The following is a 16,534-nucleotide window of genomic DNA, read 5'->3' as shown; positions in this document are numbered from 1 at the left end:
GGCCAGTGACCGGCCGGAACGGTGATCGTTGCTCGGGAGGAGCCGGACCGCCCGGCACCCGTCGCCGGCGGCCGCTGCCGGGACGCCCGCACCACACGTGCCCCCTCGGGGGGCGAGGGCCGAGGAGGCCGTCACATGTCCCAGGAAGCCGTGCCGGAGCAGGCTGCCGTGCCTGCGCAGCCGAAGGGTCTGCTCCAGCAGATGGAGGAGCTGATGGCCGCGCTGAACGCGGACCTGTCCCAGCTCGACGCGGATCTGTCGGCACCGCGTACCGCTGTCGCGGAGGAGAGCGACACAGTCTGACCTTCCCTGAGTCATGAGCCCGACGCCCGGCCCCTCCCGGCCGGGCGTTCGTCATGCGGGGGCCGGTGGGGGGTTGGTGGGGGTTGGTGGGGGTTGGTGGGGGGGTTGGTGGGGTCGGTCGGGCCGTCGTCGTGTGCGGGACGGTGGGGGTTCTCGCGCAGTTCCCCGCGCCCCTCGAAGGGCCGGGGCTGCGCCCCGTGCCTTCGACCGCGCTCATCCCGTCGCCGCGTCCCGCTCCGACAACACCTGGTCTCTTACGGCCAGGCGGCGCAGCATTTCCAGGACTCGGTCGCGGGCCTCGTCCGCGGCGTCGATCGCTTCCATGCACTGCCAGTAGGTCGCCTCGTCGTCCGCTCCGCTGGCCAGGCCCACGAGCGCGATGCCGACCTCGCCGAGGAGGATGCCGAGGCGGACGAGGGAGTCGTGGGCGTCACCCAACTCCGTGAGCTGGGCGGCGCGTAAGTCGCCCACGCCGAGCGGCGGGGCGCCGAGTATGCCGCAGCCGCTGCCGGCCAGCTCGGTCAACCCCAGGGCCTCACCGCGTAGTTCAGGTGGCCCCGAGACCGCGAGGCGGCTGCCGATCGCCTGGGCGAGGGCATAGGACTGCCACGCCTCCGCCATGAGCTGAGGTCCTTCGGCGCTGCCCGCCAGAGCACGCCTGCTCGCCATGATGAGCCGCACCGCATCCATGCGCTGCCCCCGACTGTCCCGACGCGCTCTCACACGTCCGCCCGAACTCCTGCCTGTTCATTACCCACAGTGAGGGTCGCTGAGACAGAAAGCCAGAGGAAGCCTGAAATCTGTGGATAACAAGTCGACTGTGGACAACTTTTCAACTCCGGAGAGTGACAACCGGAGCGGCCGACTCGGGACGAGCGCCGTCAGGGCGTGCCCGGTGCCGGAAATCTCCGTTCGTTGCGGTCGCTCTTCGCATCCAGCGCCGACAACGGGTCGATGCCGAGCGCCGCGCAGAGCTGGAGCAGATACGCGAGCACGTCGGCGACCTCGTCGGTGACACGGTGGGCGCTCTCCGGGTCCGCCATCACGCGCGCGGACTCCTCCGGCGTCAACCACTGGAAGATCTCGACGAGTTCGGACGCCTCGACGCTCAGCGCGGAGACCAGGTTCTTGGGGGTGTGGTACCGCTGCCAGTCACGGGCGGCGGCGAACTCGACGAGCCGCTGTTGCAGGGCCGCGAGGTCGGGTGTGCGCGCGGGGTCTCGCGGGGCTTGGCGTGCGGGGTCCGGCGTGGGTTCAGGATCTTTCACGGTTCAGGTCTACCACCGTCACGCCGGCCGTCCCGGTGGCCCAGGACGCGTCGCTCACCGCGCCGACCAGCCGGATGTGCCCCCGCTCGCACATCCGGGCCGCCAGCCGTACCAACTCCAGTGCCTGCCGGGGGTCGAGGGCGCGGTCGAAGCCGTCGGCGAGGACCGTGAGGGTCTGCAGTGCGGCGGGCACCTCCACGACCGGGTCGATCTCCAGCACACCGGGGCCGGTGAACAGCACGAGGGCGAGCGCCAGATACCTCAACTCCCCGTCCCCCAGTAGGCCCAGGGCCGTCCGTACGCCGTCGCCCCGGTCCAGCACCGCCCGTACCGCGCCGTCGCGCAGCGGCTCGGCGAGCAGGTCCAGGACCGGTCCCGCGCAGCCGTCGCGTACGGCGCCGACGAGCAGCGCGTGGCGCCGGCCGCACTCCGTCCGCGTACGCCACAGCACGTCGGCGAGGTTGTCGCAGCCCGGGAGCAGCCGGCCGGAGCCGAGCGGTACGGCGGCGCGCATCCGGCCGGGGCGCGGGTCGCAGGCGTAGACCGAGCGCAGGGCGACCACCATCTGCTCGGCGGCGGCGAGTACTTGGCGCTGGCCGTCCGTCTTGCCGGCGACGCGCAGGGGGAGCAGGGCGGTGCCCAGGCGGTCGTCGGGCAGGGGGCCTCGGGTGACCGGGGAGGTGCCGGCGGTGTGCCAGGAGGCCTGGACGACGGGGCGGCTCGGGTCGACGAGCGCCGTCTCCAGCAGGGTGAGTCCACCGGACCGCAACCGCTCGCCCACGATGCGGAGTTCGGGCTCGGCCTGGACGGCGACGTCGAGATGCACGGGGCCCTCCGGGCCGTCCGCCGTGCAGCCGATGCGGAAGCCGCGCCGCCGCCCGGCGTCGGGGCGGGCCCGTTCGGGGACACAGCTCAGCGGATCGGGGAAGACCTCGCCGAGCTGGACGCCGCCGCCGAGTCTCGCCAGTGCCTCGTACGCCCGCAGCGCGGTGGTCTTGCCGCTGCCGCTGCGTCCCGCGAGCAGGGTCAGCGGGCCCAGCGGGAGGTAGGCGCCCCGGTGCCCCGCGAAGGCCGACAGCCGCAACTCGGTCACGCTCGGCCGTTCCGGACGCGCCCCGGCGTCCACGCCGGACACCACCGGCGAAAGGGATGACACGGTCATATGCGGACAGTAGGCCCCCACCCGCCAGACAAACCGTTCCGCCAAGTGGATCTTCCCGCTTTCGAGGGAGCGCCAGCCGAGCCGAGGGCGCCCCGGCCAGCCCAGGAGCGCCGGGGCCGAGCCCGAGCGCCCCCAAGGGCGGGGGCGATTGGGGCAGTTCCGGGAAGGGTGAAGAGTGGCTGGGAGAGAGGAGGTGGGAGGGGAGGTGGAGAGGGAGGGACGACCGAGGGGGAGGCCGAGGGGGGCCGAGGGGGAGGGAAGACGGAGGGGTTGGAGGTGGAGACTCCTGGGCCGCGCCGACCGACTTCCCGTCGAGCTCGGCCCGCAGTGCGACCCCGCCGCGCCCAGGCCTCGCCCACCCGGCCCCGTCCGACCGGCGAGCGCCCGGACAGATGAGGGGCACCGGGCACCCGACCACAAGCGCGCGGAACCAACCGGGAACGCCGGACGCCGACCACTGACACTCCGGAACAGCCGAGACCGCCGGGCACCGACCACGGGCGCCCGTCGAGCGAGTCGGCACGCCGGACGTCGGGCCCTGGACGCTCCGGAGTCGGCGGGAGCATGCGAGCCGAGCGTCGCCCTCAGAAAGCGCGAGCACCCGGCCTCACCGCCTCCCAGGCCGGGACATCCGGCGGCACCCCCAGCCGCGTACGCGTCGCCGAGCCCTTCACGACAGCGGCACCCGCCCCCGCCCCCGCCCCCGCGCTCCACGCGTCCGGGCACCCGCGCCACACCCCACGCATCCGGACACCCGCGCCGCACCCTCGGAGGCCGAAGCCTCACACCCCACGCATCCGGACACCCGCACGCACCCTCGGGGACCGAAGCCCTCACACCCCACGCGTCCGGGCACCCGCACCGCACCCTCAGGAACCGAAGCCCTCACACCCCGCAGGCCCGGGCTCCCGCGTCGCGCAGGTCCGAACATTCGTGCCGCGTCAGCGGGCACGCCGTGCGCGGCGGCTCGCGTCGTGGTCCGCGGCGGGCGCCGCTCCCAGCCCGCCCGTGCCACCCCGTGCCGCCCGTCACACCCCGGGAACCCCCGCGCCCTCCATCAGCCCCCGGACCTCGGTTCCCGGGGGCGTGAGAAGGAACACGTTTCGGTCCACGCGGTGCATTCCGCTGGCTAGGCCGAAAACCACCCCTGTGCTGAAGTCGAGGACGCGCTTGGCGGTGTCGGTCTCCGCGCCGGAGAGGTCGAGCAGGACCGGGATGCCCGCCATCAGCGTTTCCGCCACGTCACGGGCGTCCGCGAAGACGTTGACGCGCAGCACCACGAAGCGCCGCCGGGCCTCGGTCTCCGCTTCGGGTATGGTCCGGTGGCCGACCGCGGACGGCCAGGCGTCCCGGCCCCGCAGCGGCACGACCTGGGCGAGCCCCTCCCACTGTTCGTCGGTGACATCGTGGCTGTTCACCCTGTTCACCGGCCTCCCCCCTGGCTCGCACTGAATGACTGCATCAGCCAATTCTTACGCATGGTCACCCGTTCGGCCCAACAGCGACACGGACCGCGACTCCGCCGTCCCGCACAACGGCCGGAACCCGCCCTCACAGCCCCTTGCGCCGCCGTGTGTGGCGGGCGTAACGCTCCATGATCAGGTCATGTGACACAGGCGTAACGGGCAATTCGTACGATCGGACCTGCCGGGCCGTGCCCCGGAGGCTGAGCGGAAGCCGACCGGCCGCCGTACCAGACGGTGACCGGCGGCCGTACCGGACGAGGCACAGCCCTCCGGACGACCGCCGGCACGACCGACCGGAGACCCCGGACGCCGACAGAGAGGGGCCGCCCGTGGCCGCACAGGGCCCGCAGGGCACCACGACCCAGGTGCGGACCGTGTGCTCGTACTGCGGTGTCGGCTGCGGCATGCTCCTGGACGTCGGGATGGGCCCCGACGGCCGGCGCACGGTCCTGCGGGCGTCCGGCGACAAGTCCCACCCGGCGAACTTCGGCCGCCTGTGCACCAAGGGCGCGACCACCGCCGACATGCTGGCCGCGCCCGGCCGTCTCACCACCGCCCTCGTCCGGGACGACCGGGGCGACGAACCGGCCCCCGCCCCCGTCGCGGACGCGATCGCCGAGACCGCCCGGCGGCTGCGCGCGATCATCGACGAGCACGGACCGGACGCGTTCGCCTTCTATGTCTCCGGCCAGATGAGCCTGGAGGCCCAGTACCTGGCGAACAAGCTGGCCAAGGGCTTCATCCGCACCAACCAGATCGAGTCCAACTCCCGGCTCTGCATGGCGAGTGCGGGCACGGGCTACAAGCTGTCGCTGGGCGCCGACGGGCCGCCCGGCTCGTACGAGGACCTGGACCAGGCGGACGTCTTCCTCGTCATCGGTTCGAACATGGCCGACTGCCATCCGATTCTGTTCCTCCGGATGATGGACCGGGTCAAGGCGGGCGCGAAACTGATCGTCGTCGATCCTCGGCGGACGGCGACGGCCGAGAAGGCCGATCTTTTCCTCCAGATACATCCGGGTACGGACCTCGCCCTCCTCAACGGGCTTCTGCATCTGCTGCACACGAACGGGCACACCGACCCCGCCTTCATCGCCGCCCACACCGAGGGCTGGGAGGCGATGCCCGACTTCCTCGCCGAGTACGCGCCGGACGCCGTCGCCGACCTCACCGGCATCCCGGCGGACGACATCCGGGAGGCCGCCCGGCTGATCGGCGAGGCCGCCGAGTGGACGAGCTGCTGGACCATGGGCCTCAACCAGTCCACGCACGGCACCTGGAACACCAACGCGCTCGTCAATCTCCATCTGGCGACCGGCGCAATCTGCCGTCCGGGCAGCGGCCCCTTCTCGCTCACCGGACAGCCCAACGCCATGGGCGGACGCGAGATGGGATACATGGGACCGGGGTTGCCCGGCCAGCGGTCCGTGCTCGTCGACGAGGAGCGGGCGTTCGTCGAGGAGTTGTGGGAGCTGGCCCCGGACAGCCTGCGCAAGGACGGGGTCGGCAAGGGCACGGTCGAGATGTTCCAGAAGATGGCCGACGGGGAGATCAAGGCCTGCTGGATCATCTGCACCAACCCGGTCGCCTCGGTCGCCAACCGCAAGACGGTGATCGAGGGGCTGGAGGCCGCCGAGTTCGTCGTCGCCCAGGACGTCTTCGCGGACACCGAGACCAACGCGTACGCCGATGTCGTCCTGCCGGGCGCGCTGTGGACCGAGTCCGAGGGCGTCCTCATCAACAGCGAGCGGAACCTGACGCTCGCCGCCCCCGCCGCCGACCCGCCCGGCGAGGCGATGGCCGACTGGCGGCTCATCGCGGCCGTCGCACGGGAGATGGGCTTCGAGAAGGGCTTCTCCTACGACAGCGCCGAACAGGTCTTCGAGGAGATCAAGCGGGCCTGGAACCCGAAGACCGGGTGGGATCTGCGGGGCGTGACGTACGACCGGCTGCGGTCGGAGCCGGTGCAGTGGCCGGCGGCCTCCGAGGACGGGCCGGCGCGGAATCCGATCCGGTACGCCGGGGCCGGGGCGGACGGGGGGCTTCTCTTCCCCACCGCCAGCGGGCGGGCCGTCTTCCATGCCCGGCCGCATCTGTCGGCCGCCGAGATGCCGGACGACGACTATCCGTACGTGCTCAACACCGGGCGGCTGCAGCACCAGTGGCACACACTGACCAAGACGGGCCGGGTCGCCAAGCTCAACCGGCTGAATCCCGGGCCGTTCGTGGAGATCCATCCCGAGGACGCGCGTGAACTGGGCGTCCAGGACGGGGACTCCGTGGAGGTCGCGTCCCGGCGGGGGCGGGCCGTGCTCCCGGCGGTGGTGTCGGACCGGGTGATGCCCGGGTGCGTGTTCGCGCCCTTCCACTGGAACGACCTGTTCGGCGAGTACCTGAGCATCAACGCGGTGACGAGTGACGCGGTGGATCCGCTGTCGTTCCAGCCGGAGTTGAAGGTGTGCGCGGTGGGGCTGGCCAAGGTGGCCTCGCCCCCGCCGCCCCCAACCGCCCCGTCCCTGCCCGTACCCTCCCTGCCCGTGCCGTCACAGGCTGTCCCGTCATTGCCTGTCCCGTCACAGGCTGAAATGGTGCGGAGCGGGGCCGGATCGGTCACGTCCGGTGCCGCGATGGCCGCCCTCGGGCTGGAGCCCGCTCCCCCGCCCGTCCTCTCCGCCCAGGAGCGCCGGTATCTCACCGGCTTCCTCGCCGGGCTCGGTTCGGGTGTGCAGGGCGTACCGGTGCTGCCGGTGGACGCGCCCTTCAGTCCTGAGCACGCGACGTGGGTGAACGGCGTGCTCGCCGGGATGTACTCGCGGTCGGCGGCCCCGAGCGCGGCACCCGCCGTCGCCGAGCCCGCCGGACGGGAGAGCGCCGGACGGGAGGTCGTCGTGCTGTGGGCCTCGCAGACCGGCACGGCGGAGGAGTTCGCGACGGCCGCCGCCGAGCATCTGGGGGCCGCCGGACACCGGGCGACGCTCGTCGGGATGGACGAGGCCGCGCCGGACCGACTGCCGCTCGGGGCCGACCTGTTGCTGATCACCAGCACCTTCGGGGACGGCGACGCACCCGACAACGGCTCCGGTTTCTGGGACGCGCTCTCCCACCAGGAGGCCCCCCGCCTGGACGGCGTGCGCTACGCCGTGCTGGCCTTCGGCGACTCCTCCTACGACGACTTCTGCGGGCACGGCCGCCGCCTGGACGCCCGCCTCGACGAGCTGGGCGCGATACGCCTGGCCCCGCGCACGGACTGCGAACCGGACTACGAACCGTCGGCGGACGCCTGGCTGGGCCAGGTCATCACCGCGCTCGGCACGGACACGGAAGGGGACGCGGAAGGGGACGCGGACAGGGACGGGGAGGCGGGGAGGGACGGAGAGACGGGCAGGGTCACGGGCACAGCCCCCGTCGCGGTCCCGGCGGTGAAACCCCGCTCCCCCAAGCCGGCCCCCGCCGCCGCCCGGCTGGTCGGCAACCGGCTGCTCAGCCTGCCCGGGGCGGGCAAGGAGGTACGCCGGTTCACCTTCGACACCACCGGGACGGGACTGTCGTACGAGGCGGGCGACGCGCTCGGCGTACGGCCGGTCAACTCCCCCGATCTGGTGACGGAGTGGCTGGCGGTGACCGGTCTGGACGGCTCGGCCCCCGTCGAGGTCAACGGGGTGGGCGAGGTGCCGTTCGCCGAGGCGCTGCACCGGCATCTCGATGTCACCCGGATCACCTCGGACCTGCTCCGCTTCACCGCCGAACGGACGCGGGACAACCGGGAGTTGAAGAAGCTGACGCGCCCGGACAACAAGGACGGGCTGGCCCAGTGGTCGTGGGGACGCCAAGCCGTGGACGTGGTGGCCGAGTTCGCCGTGCGGGCCTCCGCGCAGGAGTGGACCGGCGTGTTCAAACGGCTCCAGCCCCGGCTGTACTCCATCTCGTCGAGCCCGCTCGTCGACCCGCACCACGTCTCGCTGACGGTGTCGGTCGTGCGGTACGAGAACCTGCGCGGGCGCCCGCGCGGCGGGGTCTGCTCCCCCTTCCTCGCGGACGGCGAGGAAGGCCTGGAGGTGCCGGTCTTCGTCCAGCGCTCGCCGCACTTCCGGCCCCCGGCGGACCCGGCCACCCCCATGATCATGGTCGGCCCGGGCACGGGCGTCGCCCCCTTCATCGGCTTCCTCCAGGAGCGGCTGGCCCTCGGCCACCGGGCGCCCAACTGGCTGTTCTTCGGAGAGCAGCACCGGGCGACGGACTTCTACTACGAGGAGGAGCTGACCGCCCTGCGGGACACCGGCGTCCTCAGCCGGCTGGACACCGCGTTCTCCCGTGACCAGCGCGCCAAGGTGTACGTCCAGGACCGGATGCGCGAGCACGGCCCCGAGCTGTGGCACTGGCTCCAGGACGGCGCCCGCTTCTACGTCTGCGGCGACGCGTCCCGCATGGCGAAGGACGTCGACCAGGCCCTGCGGGACATCGCGGTCACCCACGGCGGCATGACGGAGGGCGAGGCCGCCGCGTACGTGAAGCAACTGTCGACGGAGAAGCGGTACGTGCGGGACGTGTACTGAGCGCCCGTCTCTCAGAGGCCACCCCTCAGAGCCACCCGTCGACTTCCAGAGGCCACCCGTCGAGTTTCAGAGGTCGCCCGCCGACTTCCAGAGGACGCCCGTCGACTTTGCCATCTCTTTACAGCGCGTTCCCCCGCTGTCTCGTCTCTCCGCTCGATATGTGATGCCGCCGCGTGCCGGGCCACCGGCCGGGCGGTCCGGGGAACCGACGAGAGAGAGCGACTCATGCGCCGTACCGTCCTCAGTGCCACGGCACTCGCCTTCACCGCCGTACTGGCCACCGCGCTGCCCGCGTTCGCGGACGACACCAGCCCGACGGCCGTACCGCAGCAGGCGTCCGCGGCACCGAGCCCGGTCCCGTCCTCCACGCCCCCGCCCGCGGAGCCGCCGTCCGAGGCCGAACCGACCAGGACCCCGGAGCAGGGCGACGCGAGCCCGGTACCGAGCCAGGTCTCGGTCGTCCCCAGCGGCGCCCCCGACACCGGCGCGACGCCGGAGTCCGAGGGCTCGGGCAGCACGGGTGTCCTGGCCGGCACCGGCGCCGGTGCCCTGCTCCTCGGCGGGGGCGCGGCCGTCGTACTCGTACGCCGCAGGCGGGCGAACCAGGCGTGACGTCACTCTCCCGGCGCGCCTTCGCCACCGCGGCGGCGGCCTCGCTGCTCGTGGGCTGCGAGGGCAGCCGCACCGACCGTGCCACGACCGCGTCTTCCGGGGGCGACGGATCCCCGTCCCCGTCCGGGCCGTCCACCACCGACGCCGCCCGCCCCATCGGGCGTTCGGTGCCGGTGAGGCTGCTGATCCCGGCCATCGGGGTCGACACCCCGGTCATCCGGTTGGGGCTGGCGCCGGACGGCACCGTGGAGGTGCCGCCGGTCACGGCGCACGACCGGGCGGGCTGGTACGAGCACTCACCGACCCCGGGGCAGACCGGCCCGTCGGTGATCCTGGGCCATGTCACGGTCGGCACGTACGGGGACGGGGTCTTCCGCCGTCTCGCCCGGCTGCGGCGGGGCGAGACGATCGAGGCGCGCCTGGAGAACGGCACGACACCGGAGTTCACCGTCGACTCCGTACGGACGGTCGCCAAGGCCGACTTCCCGGCGGACGAGGTCTACGGCAACGTGGACCGCCCCGCGCTGCGTCTCATCACCTGCGGCGGCCCCCGCACGGGCGACGAGTACCGCGACAACGTGATCGTCTTCGCGACACTGAACTCCGAGCGGAACGGGGAACGTTGAAACGGTCCCGTCGATCCCGAGGATCCCATGGAACCCATGGAACCCATGGAACCCGTGAGGAGGCCGCGTCCGAACTGTTCGCCGTCCTCTATCCGCGCCTCGCCGGCTGGTGCCGTCGCCTGGTCGACGACGACGAGACGGCGCACGAGATCGCGTCGGAGGCGTTCACCCGGCTCTGGGCCCGGTGGACGTCCGTGGCGGAGCCGCACGGTTTCCTCTACGTCACCGCGGCCAACCTCGTACGGGACCACTGGCGCAAGCTCGAACGCGAGCGCAGGGCGATGCGCCGGGCCACCACCGAGGCGGTCGTCCACCCGGGGGCGTCCCACACCGAACAGGCCGACCCCTCGGTCCGCATGCTCGTGCAGTCGCTGCCGGAACGGCTGCGCGTGCCGATCCTGCTGCACTACTACGCTGACATGCCGATCCGGGAGGTGTCCGAGCTGACCGGACGGAAGGAAGGAACCGTCAAGGCCGACCTTCACGCGGCCCGCGAACTGCTCCGCGCCCATCTGAGGAGAAGCCTTGATCACACGCCCTGACGAGGGCCCGGACTTCGAGCCCGACGACCCTCTCACCGTCCTCCTGCGTCCCCCCGCCGACCGTCTCGGCCCGCCTCCCGGCCGCTACGAGGCGATCCGCCGTACGGCCACCCGCCGCCGCCTGGTCCGGGCCGCGGCCGGAGCCGCCGCGGCCTGCGCGACCGTGGCCCTGATCGCCCTCCCCCTGCACTTCGCGAGGAACGACGCACCGGCCTCCCCCTCGGTCCCTCTGGCCCCGCCCCCCGCGACCAGCACCTCCCCCACTCCGGCACCGTCCCGCACCTCTGCCACCCCGCCGCCCACCGAACAGCCCCCGAGCCCCGTCCCTTCGGCCCCACCCACCGAGTCCGCCACCGGGACCACCGCCCCGTCGGCGACCCCGAGCCGGTCCGTCGAGCCCGGGTAGTTCCACGGCGATGAGGAGTGTCTCGGTGGCTTCTTCCGCCAGGAGGGACAGGTCGACGCTCTCCCGGGGGAAGGAGCGCCTCGGTGAGGTCGATCGCCCGGGTGTTGACGGCGTGGAGACGGGCGACGAGTTCGCCGGTGTCGCGTTCCGGAGCGGCACGGGCCACGTCGAGAAGGGCCTGCGACATCCCCGGCGGAGTGCGCAACCCGTGCGTGCGTTGGCCGCGAACCTGCGCTGCTCGGCGATGTGCGCCTCCCCGGTGTCCCGGGCATGGGCCAGGGATGCCCCTGGCCCAGACCCCCTCATCCGATCAAGGGGCTTGCCCCCGAACCCAGGCGCCCACGCCCTCGCACCACCCCGTCAGACCGGTACCGCCCACCGCCGGCCCACACCGCCCGGCCTCACCTCAAGTGGCGGCCGAAGAACCGGTTCCCGTCCTCCCCCTCGAACCACGGCGTGCCGGTGTGGCCGCCCGGATTGGCGTGCAGCGTCTTCTCCTTGGCGCCGAAGGCGTCGAAGAGGTCCAGGGCCCGCTGCCGGGGGTTCCCTTCGTCGTCCCACTGCAGCAGGAGCAGCAGCGGAACGGTGACCCGCCGGGCCTCCTCGCGCTGGGCGCGGGGGACGTATCCCCCGGCGAAGAAGCCGGCGGCCGCGATGCGCGGTTCGGTCACGGCGAGGCGGATGCCGAGGGCCATCCACCCCGAGTACCCGACCGGGCCGCCGATTTCGGGCAGCGCGAGGAGGGCGTCCAGGGTGGTCCGCCAGTCCGGAACCGCGTTCTCGACCAGCGGGCCGACGAGGGACTCGAAGATCTCGTCGACGGGCTCACCGGCCCGCATCGCGCGGCGGAGGTCGGCGCGGGCCCGCTCGTCGGCGGCGGAACGGGGCCGGTCGCCGCACCCGGCGGCGTCGATGGTGGCCACCGCGTAGCCGTACGACGCGGAGAGCCGGGCCCGGGCCACCAGCCGGGCCTCACCCTTCGGCAGACCGTTGTTGTGGGCCATGAGGATCAGCGGGACCGGTGCGGCGGACTCGGGCGTCCACAGGGTGCCGGGGATCTCGCCGAGGGTGAATTCGCGTTCGAGGACGCCGTCGTCGAGGCGCTGCTCGGAAGTGAAAAGCATGGTCGTGCCCTTTCGGGAGTACGCGCGAACGGCGCTCCCGGACGACCTATCGCCCGACCGTGACCCCGGAGGGGAGCACCCATGTCGATACAGCGTTCACGGGTACCACCTCCTCGTTCTCTCGCACGGCCGCCGAAAACCTAACAGCGGCCGCCGTCGTCGGCCAACGGGTTTTATCGAGGGCTTCGGACCCGCGGGGAACGCGACCCCGCCTTCCCGGTGGGCGACGGTGCCAGCAGTGCGGCGGACACCAGCGTCAACGAGGACAGCAGGCCCACGAGCGCGAAGCGCTCACCCGAGGTGAACATGCTCAAATGCCGCAGGTGGTAGAGCAGATGGAAGACGCAGAAGACGAGCCAGCCCGCGCCGACCGTGATGACGTACCGGTCGCTGTCGGCGAACCGCCACGCCGCGGCTGTCACGACCAAGAGCGCCATGTACAGCGCGGACATGTCCGTGACCAGGTGCTCGTTGTACGGACCGAGGCGCGGCTGCCAGGGCCGGCCGATGTGCGGAAACGTCTCGTACCAGAGCTCGGGCGCGAAGTAGGCCCACACATGCCCCAGGCACGCCAGAACCAGAACACCGAGAAGCACCCGTCGGGTCACGATCTTTCCCATGCCCATAGGACCGCGCCCCGCCCCCACATGTGACACGCGCTCAGGTGTGACCGTCGCCACGCCCCCGCCCGCACCTCAGGGCCCGTGATCGCCGCGTCGTCACGTCCACGCGGAGTAACCGCCGTCCACGCGGATCGTGTTGATCCCGCTGATGTGCCGGGCGCCGCAGCGGTCCTGCGGCAGGACGAGCTGCGGGCCCGCGCGGTCGAGCGGGTTGTCGTCGATCGTGACGGCGAGCAGAACGGGCGCCCGCCCGAAGTCGGGATCGATCTCCGCCCAGGACAGCAGGGCGTGGTGCCCGTCCGCCCCGGTGACGGCGATCAGGAAGCGCAGACGGTCCCTGCGCCGGCCGGGATCGAAGCCGGGCTCGGCCGCCGACAGCACGTCGTGCAGGAGCGGACCGGTGAAGCGGTGGTGCTGGATGCCACGGGTCGCGCACTCGAAACTGACCGCCGCCGCCTGCTGGGGCCAGGCCAGAAGGTCGGGCACCGTCAGCCGGGACGGTCGGCCCAGGTCACCGGAGAGATCGACTTCCGCCATCGGGACAGCGGCCGTACCGGCGGCTGCGAGGGACTGACTCACGGGCTACCACCTCCCGGATGACCGTACCCGAGCCGACCGACTGTACAAACGCATATACCACCCCTCCTCAACAGCAACCGGGCTGGTGCGAACAGACAGGGTGGTTACGCCTGGCATTTGCGGAAGTATGCTCAGCGTATGCACACCTACCGGATCGGTGAAGCGGCCACCCTGGTGGGCGTCAGCTCATTCCCGGAGCCGCGCCGGCGGCCCACGCCCGGCAGGCGCACCGCACGGAGCGGGAGAACCCCGGCTCCTCGGCGCGCAACCGCCTCTCCGGCACCGTCACCGTCACCGAGCCGGGAGCCGGTCGGGGAACTGGCGCTGGAGCCCGGTGTGCCCGCGATCGCAGTGATCAAGTCGCCCCCTGTGGTCGTCGAAAGACCTTGAGATGAACCCGAGAAGGAGTAGCCCCGTGATGACCCGTCCTGCGCGTCGGACCCGCCGTGCCCACCGCATGCTCCAGGTGACCGGTGTGAGCGCCGCCGCGCTGCTGGCCCTGACCGCCTGCTCCTCCGACGACTCCTCGTCCGCGAAGTCCGACACCTCCTCGTCCGATTCCTCCTCGTCCGATTCCTCCTCGTCGGAGAAGCTGTCCGGCACCGTCACCGTCTTCGCCGCCGCCTCCCTGAAGGAGAGCTTCACGGCGCTGGGCAAGCAGTTCGAGGAGGCCAACCCGGGCACGAAGGTCACCTTCAACTTCGGTGGCAGCGACTCCCTGGCCGCGAGCATCACCGGCGGCGCCCCGGCGGACGTGTTCGCCTCCGCCAGCCCCAAGACGATGGCGATCGTGACGGACGCCGGGGACGCGTCCGGGACGCCCGCCACCTTCGTCCGCAACCAGTTGGAGATCGCGACCCTGCCGGGCAACCCCGACAAGATCGCCTCCCTGAAGGACCTCACGAACTCCGACCTCAAGGTCGTCCTGTGCGACAAGGAGGTGCCGTGCGGCGCCGCCGCGCAGAAGGCCCTCGACGCGAGCAAGTTGAAGCTCACGCCCGTCTCCTACGAACAGGACGTCAAGAGCGCCCTGACCAAGGTCGAACTGAAGGAGGCCGACGCCGCCGTCGTCTACAAGACCGATGTGAAGGCCGCCGGCGACAAGGTCGAGGGCGTGGACTTCCCCGAGTCCGCCGACGCCGTCAACGACTACCCCATCACCCTCCTCAAGGACGCCCCCAACACCGACGCCGCCAAGGCCTTCATCGACCTCGTCACCTCCGCCGACGGCCAGAAGGTCCTCACCGAAGCCGGATTCCTCAAGCCGTGACCCGTCCGACCGACCGGTCCGGCGCCGCGTCCGACACCGTGACGGGCGGACCACGGCGCCGGCACCGACACGGGCGGACGGTCCTCGCACGTCGCCGCAGCGCCGTTCCCGTACCGCTGCTCCTCCCCGCGCTGATCGGCCTGGCGTTCCTGATCGTGCCGCTGGTCGCGCTGCTCGTACGGGCCCCGTGGCGGAGCCTGCCCGACCTGCTGACCAGCGCCGAGGTGTGGCAGGCGCTCCAGCTGTCCCTGGTCTGCGCCACCGCCGCCACCGCGGTGAGCCTGGTCATCGGGGTGCCGCTGGCCTGGCTGCTGGCCCGTGTCGAGTTCCCCGGCCGCGGCCTCGTCCGGGCCCTGGTCACCCTGCCGCTGGTGCTGCCGCCGGTGGTCGGCGGTGTGGCCCTGCTGATGGCACTCGGCCGCAACGGCATCGTCGGCCAGTGGCTGGACTCCTGGTTCGGGATCACACTCCCGTTCACCACGGCGGGCGTCGTGGTCGCGGAGGCGTTCGTCGCGATGCCCTTCCTGGTCATCAGCGTCGAGGGCACCCTGCGCGCCGCCGACCCGCGCTTCGAGGAGGCCGCCGCAACCCTCGGCGCCTCCCGGTTCACCGCGTTCCGCCGGGTCACCCTCCCCCTCATCGCCCCCGGCATCGCCGCCGGTGCCGTGCTCGCCTGGGCGCGGGCACTGGGCGAGTTCGGTGCGACGATCACCTTCGCCGGCAACTTCCCCGGCCGTACCCAGACCATGCCGCTGGCCGTCTACCTCGCCCTCCAGAGCGACCCCGAAGCGGCCATCGCCCTCAGCCTCGTCCTGCTGGCCGTGTCCGTCGCGGTCCTCGCGGGGCTGCGTGACCGCTGGATGACCGCCTCATGACCGACGCCGAGAAGACCACGTACGACAACACCGCACACAACAGCGCGTACGACAACACCGTCGCCGCGGCACAGCGCCGGGACGACGAGGGACTGGACGCCCACCTCGTCGTCGAGCGAGGCGGCTTCCGGCTCGACGTCGCGCTGCGCGCCGCCCCCGGAGACGTCGTCGCCCTCCTCGGCCCCAACGGCGCCGGCAAGACCACCGCCCTGCGCGCCCTGGCCGGCCTCGTCCCCCTGACCGACGGGCATCTGCGCCTGGACGGCAGGGAGTTGGAGCGCATGCCGCCCGAGTCCCGCCCGGTAGGCGTCGTCTTCCAGGACTACCTCCTCTTCCCCCACCTGTCCGCCCTGGACAACGTGGCGTTCGGCCCCCGCTGCCACGGCGCCACCAAGGCGGAGGCACGGGCGCAGGCCGCCGAGTGGCTGGAGCGGATGGGCCTCGCCGAGCACGCGGGCGCCAAGCCCCGCCGGCTCTCCGGAGGCCAGGCCCAGCGCGTCGCCCTGGCCCGCGCCCTCGCCACCCACCCCCGTCTGCTCCTCCTCGACGAACCCCTCGCCGCGCTCGACGCCCGCACCCGCCTCGACGTGCGGGCCCAACTTCGGCGTCACCTCGCCGACTTCGAGGCCGTCGCGGTCCTGGTCACGCACGACCCGCTGGACGCAATGGTCCTGGCGGACCGGCTCGTCGTCATCGAGGACGGCCAGGCGGTGCAGGAGGGCACCCCGGGCGACATCGCCCGCCATCCGCGTACGGACTACATCGCGCACCTGGTTGGCCTGAACCTCTACAAGGGGCGGGCCAAAGGCCATGCCGTACGGCTCGACGCCGGGCCGACGATCACCACCACCGAGGACCTCACCGGGCCGGTCTTCGTCACCTTCCCACCGAGCGCCGTCACCCTCCACCGCGACCGGCCCACCGGCTCCAGCGCCCGCAACCTCTGGCACCTCCGGGTCGCGGGCCTGGAAACCCACGGCGACCAGATCCGCGCCGACCTCACAGGAGAACTGCCCCTCGCCGCCGACCTGACCACGGTCGCCGCCGCCGAACTCGAACTCCACCCCGGCGCGGAGACCTGGGCAACGGTAAAGGCGACCCAGACCCACGCCTATCCCGCCTGAA

General features: G+C 72.3%; 16 protein-coding genes and 1 pseudogene. 9 read left to right on the top strand and 8 right to left on the bottom strand.

Annotated elements, in window-relative coordinates; genetic code table 11:
• Positions 1-135: 135 nt before the first annotated feature.
• Positions 136-303: a hypothetical protein gene (locus ACZ7MG_RS27905; protein WP_471384692.1), complete on the top strand. Its 168-nt coding sequence runs from the start codon at positions 136-138 to the stop codon at positions 301-303.
• 213 nt (positions 304-516) lie between these two features.
• On the opposite strand, the gene ACZ7MG_RS27900 is transcribed toward ACZ7MG_RS27905, so the two are convergent.
• From ACZ7MG_RS27900 to ACZ7MG_RS27885, 4 genes are all read right to left on the bottom strand, one after another.
• Positions 517-993: a DUF6099 family protein gene (locus ACZ7MG_RS27900; protein WP_086757210.1), complete on the bottom strand. Its 477-nt coding sequence runs from the start codon at positions 991-993 to the stop codon at positions 517-519.
• Between the two features lie 191 nt (positions 994-1,184).
• Positions 1,185-1,493, bottom strand: coding sequence for a nucleotide pyrophosphohydrolase (locus ACZ7MG_RS27895; protein ID WP_471384960.1), 309 nt, complete (start codon positions 1,491-1,493; stop codon positions 1,185-1,187).
• Positions 1,494-1,557: 64 nt separating this feature from the next.
• Positions 1,558-2,733 (bottom strand): AAA family ATPase, encoded by a 1,176-nt coding sequence (locus ACZ7MG_RS27890; protein ID WP_471384695.1) that lies wholly within the window; start codon positions 2,731-2,733, stop codon positions 1,558-1,560.
• 1,028 nt (positions 2,734-3,761) lie between these two features.
• Positions 3,762-4,151 carry a cell division protein SepF gene (locus ACZ7MG_RS27885; RefSeq protein WP_152174348.1) on the bottom strand — a complete coding sequence of 130 codons (390 nt, stop codon included), beginning with the start codon at positions 4,149-4,151 and terminating at the stop codon, positions 3,762-3,764.
• A gap of 377 nt (positions 4,152-4,528) precedes the next feature.
• Here ACZ7MG_RS27885 and ACZ7MG_RS27880 point away from each other — a divergent pair, with 377 nt between their 5' ends.
• The 5 genes from ACZ7MG_RS27880 (at position 4,529) to ACZ7MG_RS27860 (ending at position 10,938) form a co-directional block, all read left to right on the top strand.
• Positions 4,529-8,752: a molybdopterin-dependent oxidoreductase gene (locus ACZ7MG_RS27880; RefSeq protein ID WP_471384698.1), complete on the top strand. Its 4,224-nt coding sequence runs from the start codon at positions 4,529-4,531 to the stop codon at positions 8,750-8,752.
• A 225-nt stretch (positions 8,753-8,977) separates the two neighbouring features.
• On the top strand, positions 8,978-9,364 hold the full coding sequence (locus ACZ7MG_RS27875; protein WP_471384700.1) for a sortase-dependent protein: 387 nt from the start codon (positions 8,978-8,980) through the stop codon (positions 9,362-9,364).
• Positions 9,361-9,990 carry a class F sortase gene (locus ACZ7MG_RS27870; protein WP_471384703.1) on the top strand — a complete coding sequence of 210 codons (630 nt, stop codon included), beginning with the start codon at positions 9,361-9,363 and terminating at the stop codon, positions 9,988-9,990. The genes ACZ7MG_RS27875 and ACZ7MG_RS27870 overlap by 4 nt, the downstream gene beginning before the upstream one ends.
• Entirely contained in the window at positions 9,987-10,532 is a 546-nt protein-coding gene (locus ACZ7MG_RS27865; protein WP_471384706.1) for an RNA polymerase sigma factor, read from the top strand. Before ACZ7MG_RS27870 ends, ACZ7MG_RS27865 begins: the two co-directional genes overlap by 4 nt.
• Positions 10,516-10,938 (top strand): hypothetical protein, encoded by a 423-nt coding sequence (locus ACZ7MG_RS27860; RefSeq protein WP_471384708.1) that lies wholly within the window; start codon positions 10,516-10,518, stop codon positions 10,936-10,938. Before ACZ7MG_RS27865 ends, ACZ7MG_RS27860 begins: the two co-directional genes overlap by 17 nt.
• Here the strand turns inward: ACZ7MG_RS27860 and ACZ7MG_RS27855 are convergent.
• From ACZ7MG_RS27855 to ACZ7MG_RS27840, 4 genes and pseudogenes are all read right to left on the bottom strand, one after another.
• Positions 10,927-11,193, bottom strand: a pseudogene (locus tag ACZ7MG_RS27855) (two-component sensor histidine kinase); the annotation flags it as partial. The gene ACZ7MG_RS27860 and the pseudogene ACZ7MG_RS27855 sit on opposite strands and share 12 nt — an antisense overlap.
• A 146-nt stretch (positions 11,194-11,339) precedes the next feature.
• Positions 11,340-12,062 carry a dienelactone hydrolase family protein gene (locus ACZ7MG_RS27850; RefSeq protein ID WP_471384715.1) on the bottom strand — a complete coding sequence of 241 codons (723 nt, stop codon included), beginning with the start codon at positions 12,060-12,062 and terminating at the stop codon, positions 11,340-11,342.
• Positions 12,063-12,235: 173 nt separating this feature from the next.
• Positions 12,236-12,682 carry a hypothetical protein gene (locus ACZ7MG_RS27845; protein WP_471384718.1) on the bottom strand — a complete coding sequence of 149 codons (447 nt, stop codon included), beginning with the start codon at positions 12,680-12,682 and terminating at the stop codon, positions 12,236-12,238.
• A gap of 99 nt (positions 12,683-12,781) precedes the next feature.
• On the bottom strand, positions 12,782-13,264 hold the full coding sequence (locus tag ACZ7MG_RS27840) for a molybdopterin-dependent oxidoreductase (RefSeq protein ID WP_471384721.1): 483 nt from the start codon (positions 13,262-13,264) through the stop codon (positions 12,782-12,784).
• Positions 13,265-13,682: 418 nt separating this feature from the next.
• On the opposite strand from ACZ7MG_RS27840, the gene modA reads away from it, so the two are divergent.
• The 3 genes from modA to ACZ7MG_RS27825 are packed head-to-tail and all read left to right on the top strand — an operon-like array spanning position 13,683 to position 16,533.
• Positions 13,683-14,534 (top strand): molybdate ABC transporter substrate-binding protein, encoded by an 852-nt coding sequence (gene modA, locus ACZ7MG_RS27835; protein ID WP_471384724.1) that lies wholly within the window; start codon positions 13,683-13,685, stop codon positions 14,532-14,534.
• Positions 14,531-15,409: a molybdate ABC transporter permease subunit gene (modB, locus tag ACZ7MG_RS27830; protein ID WP_471384726.1), complete on the top strand. Its 879-nt coding sequence runs from the start codon at positions 14,531-14,533 to the stop codon at positions 15,407-15,409. Before modA ends, modB begins: the two co-directional genes overlap by 4 nt.
• Complete coding sequence (locus tag ACZ7MG_RS27825; RefSeq protein WP_471384729.1) at positions 15,406-16,533, top strand: ABC transporter ATP-binding protein; 1,128 nt, start codon at positions 15,406-15,408, stop codon at positions 16,531-16,533. The genes modB and ACZ7MG_RS27825 overlap by 4 nt, the downstream gene beginning before the upstream one ends.
• Position 16,534: the final 1 nt, after the last annotated feature.

The organism is Streptomyces sp. NPDC107538 (genome assembly GCF_055657445.1).
The sequence above is the reverse complement of the archived record's forward strand: the minus strand, read 5'-3'. Positions and strand labels throughout refer to the sequence as shown.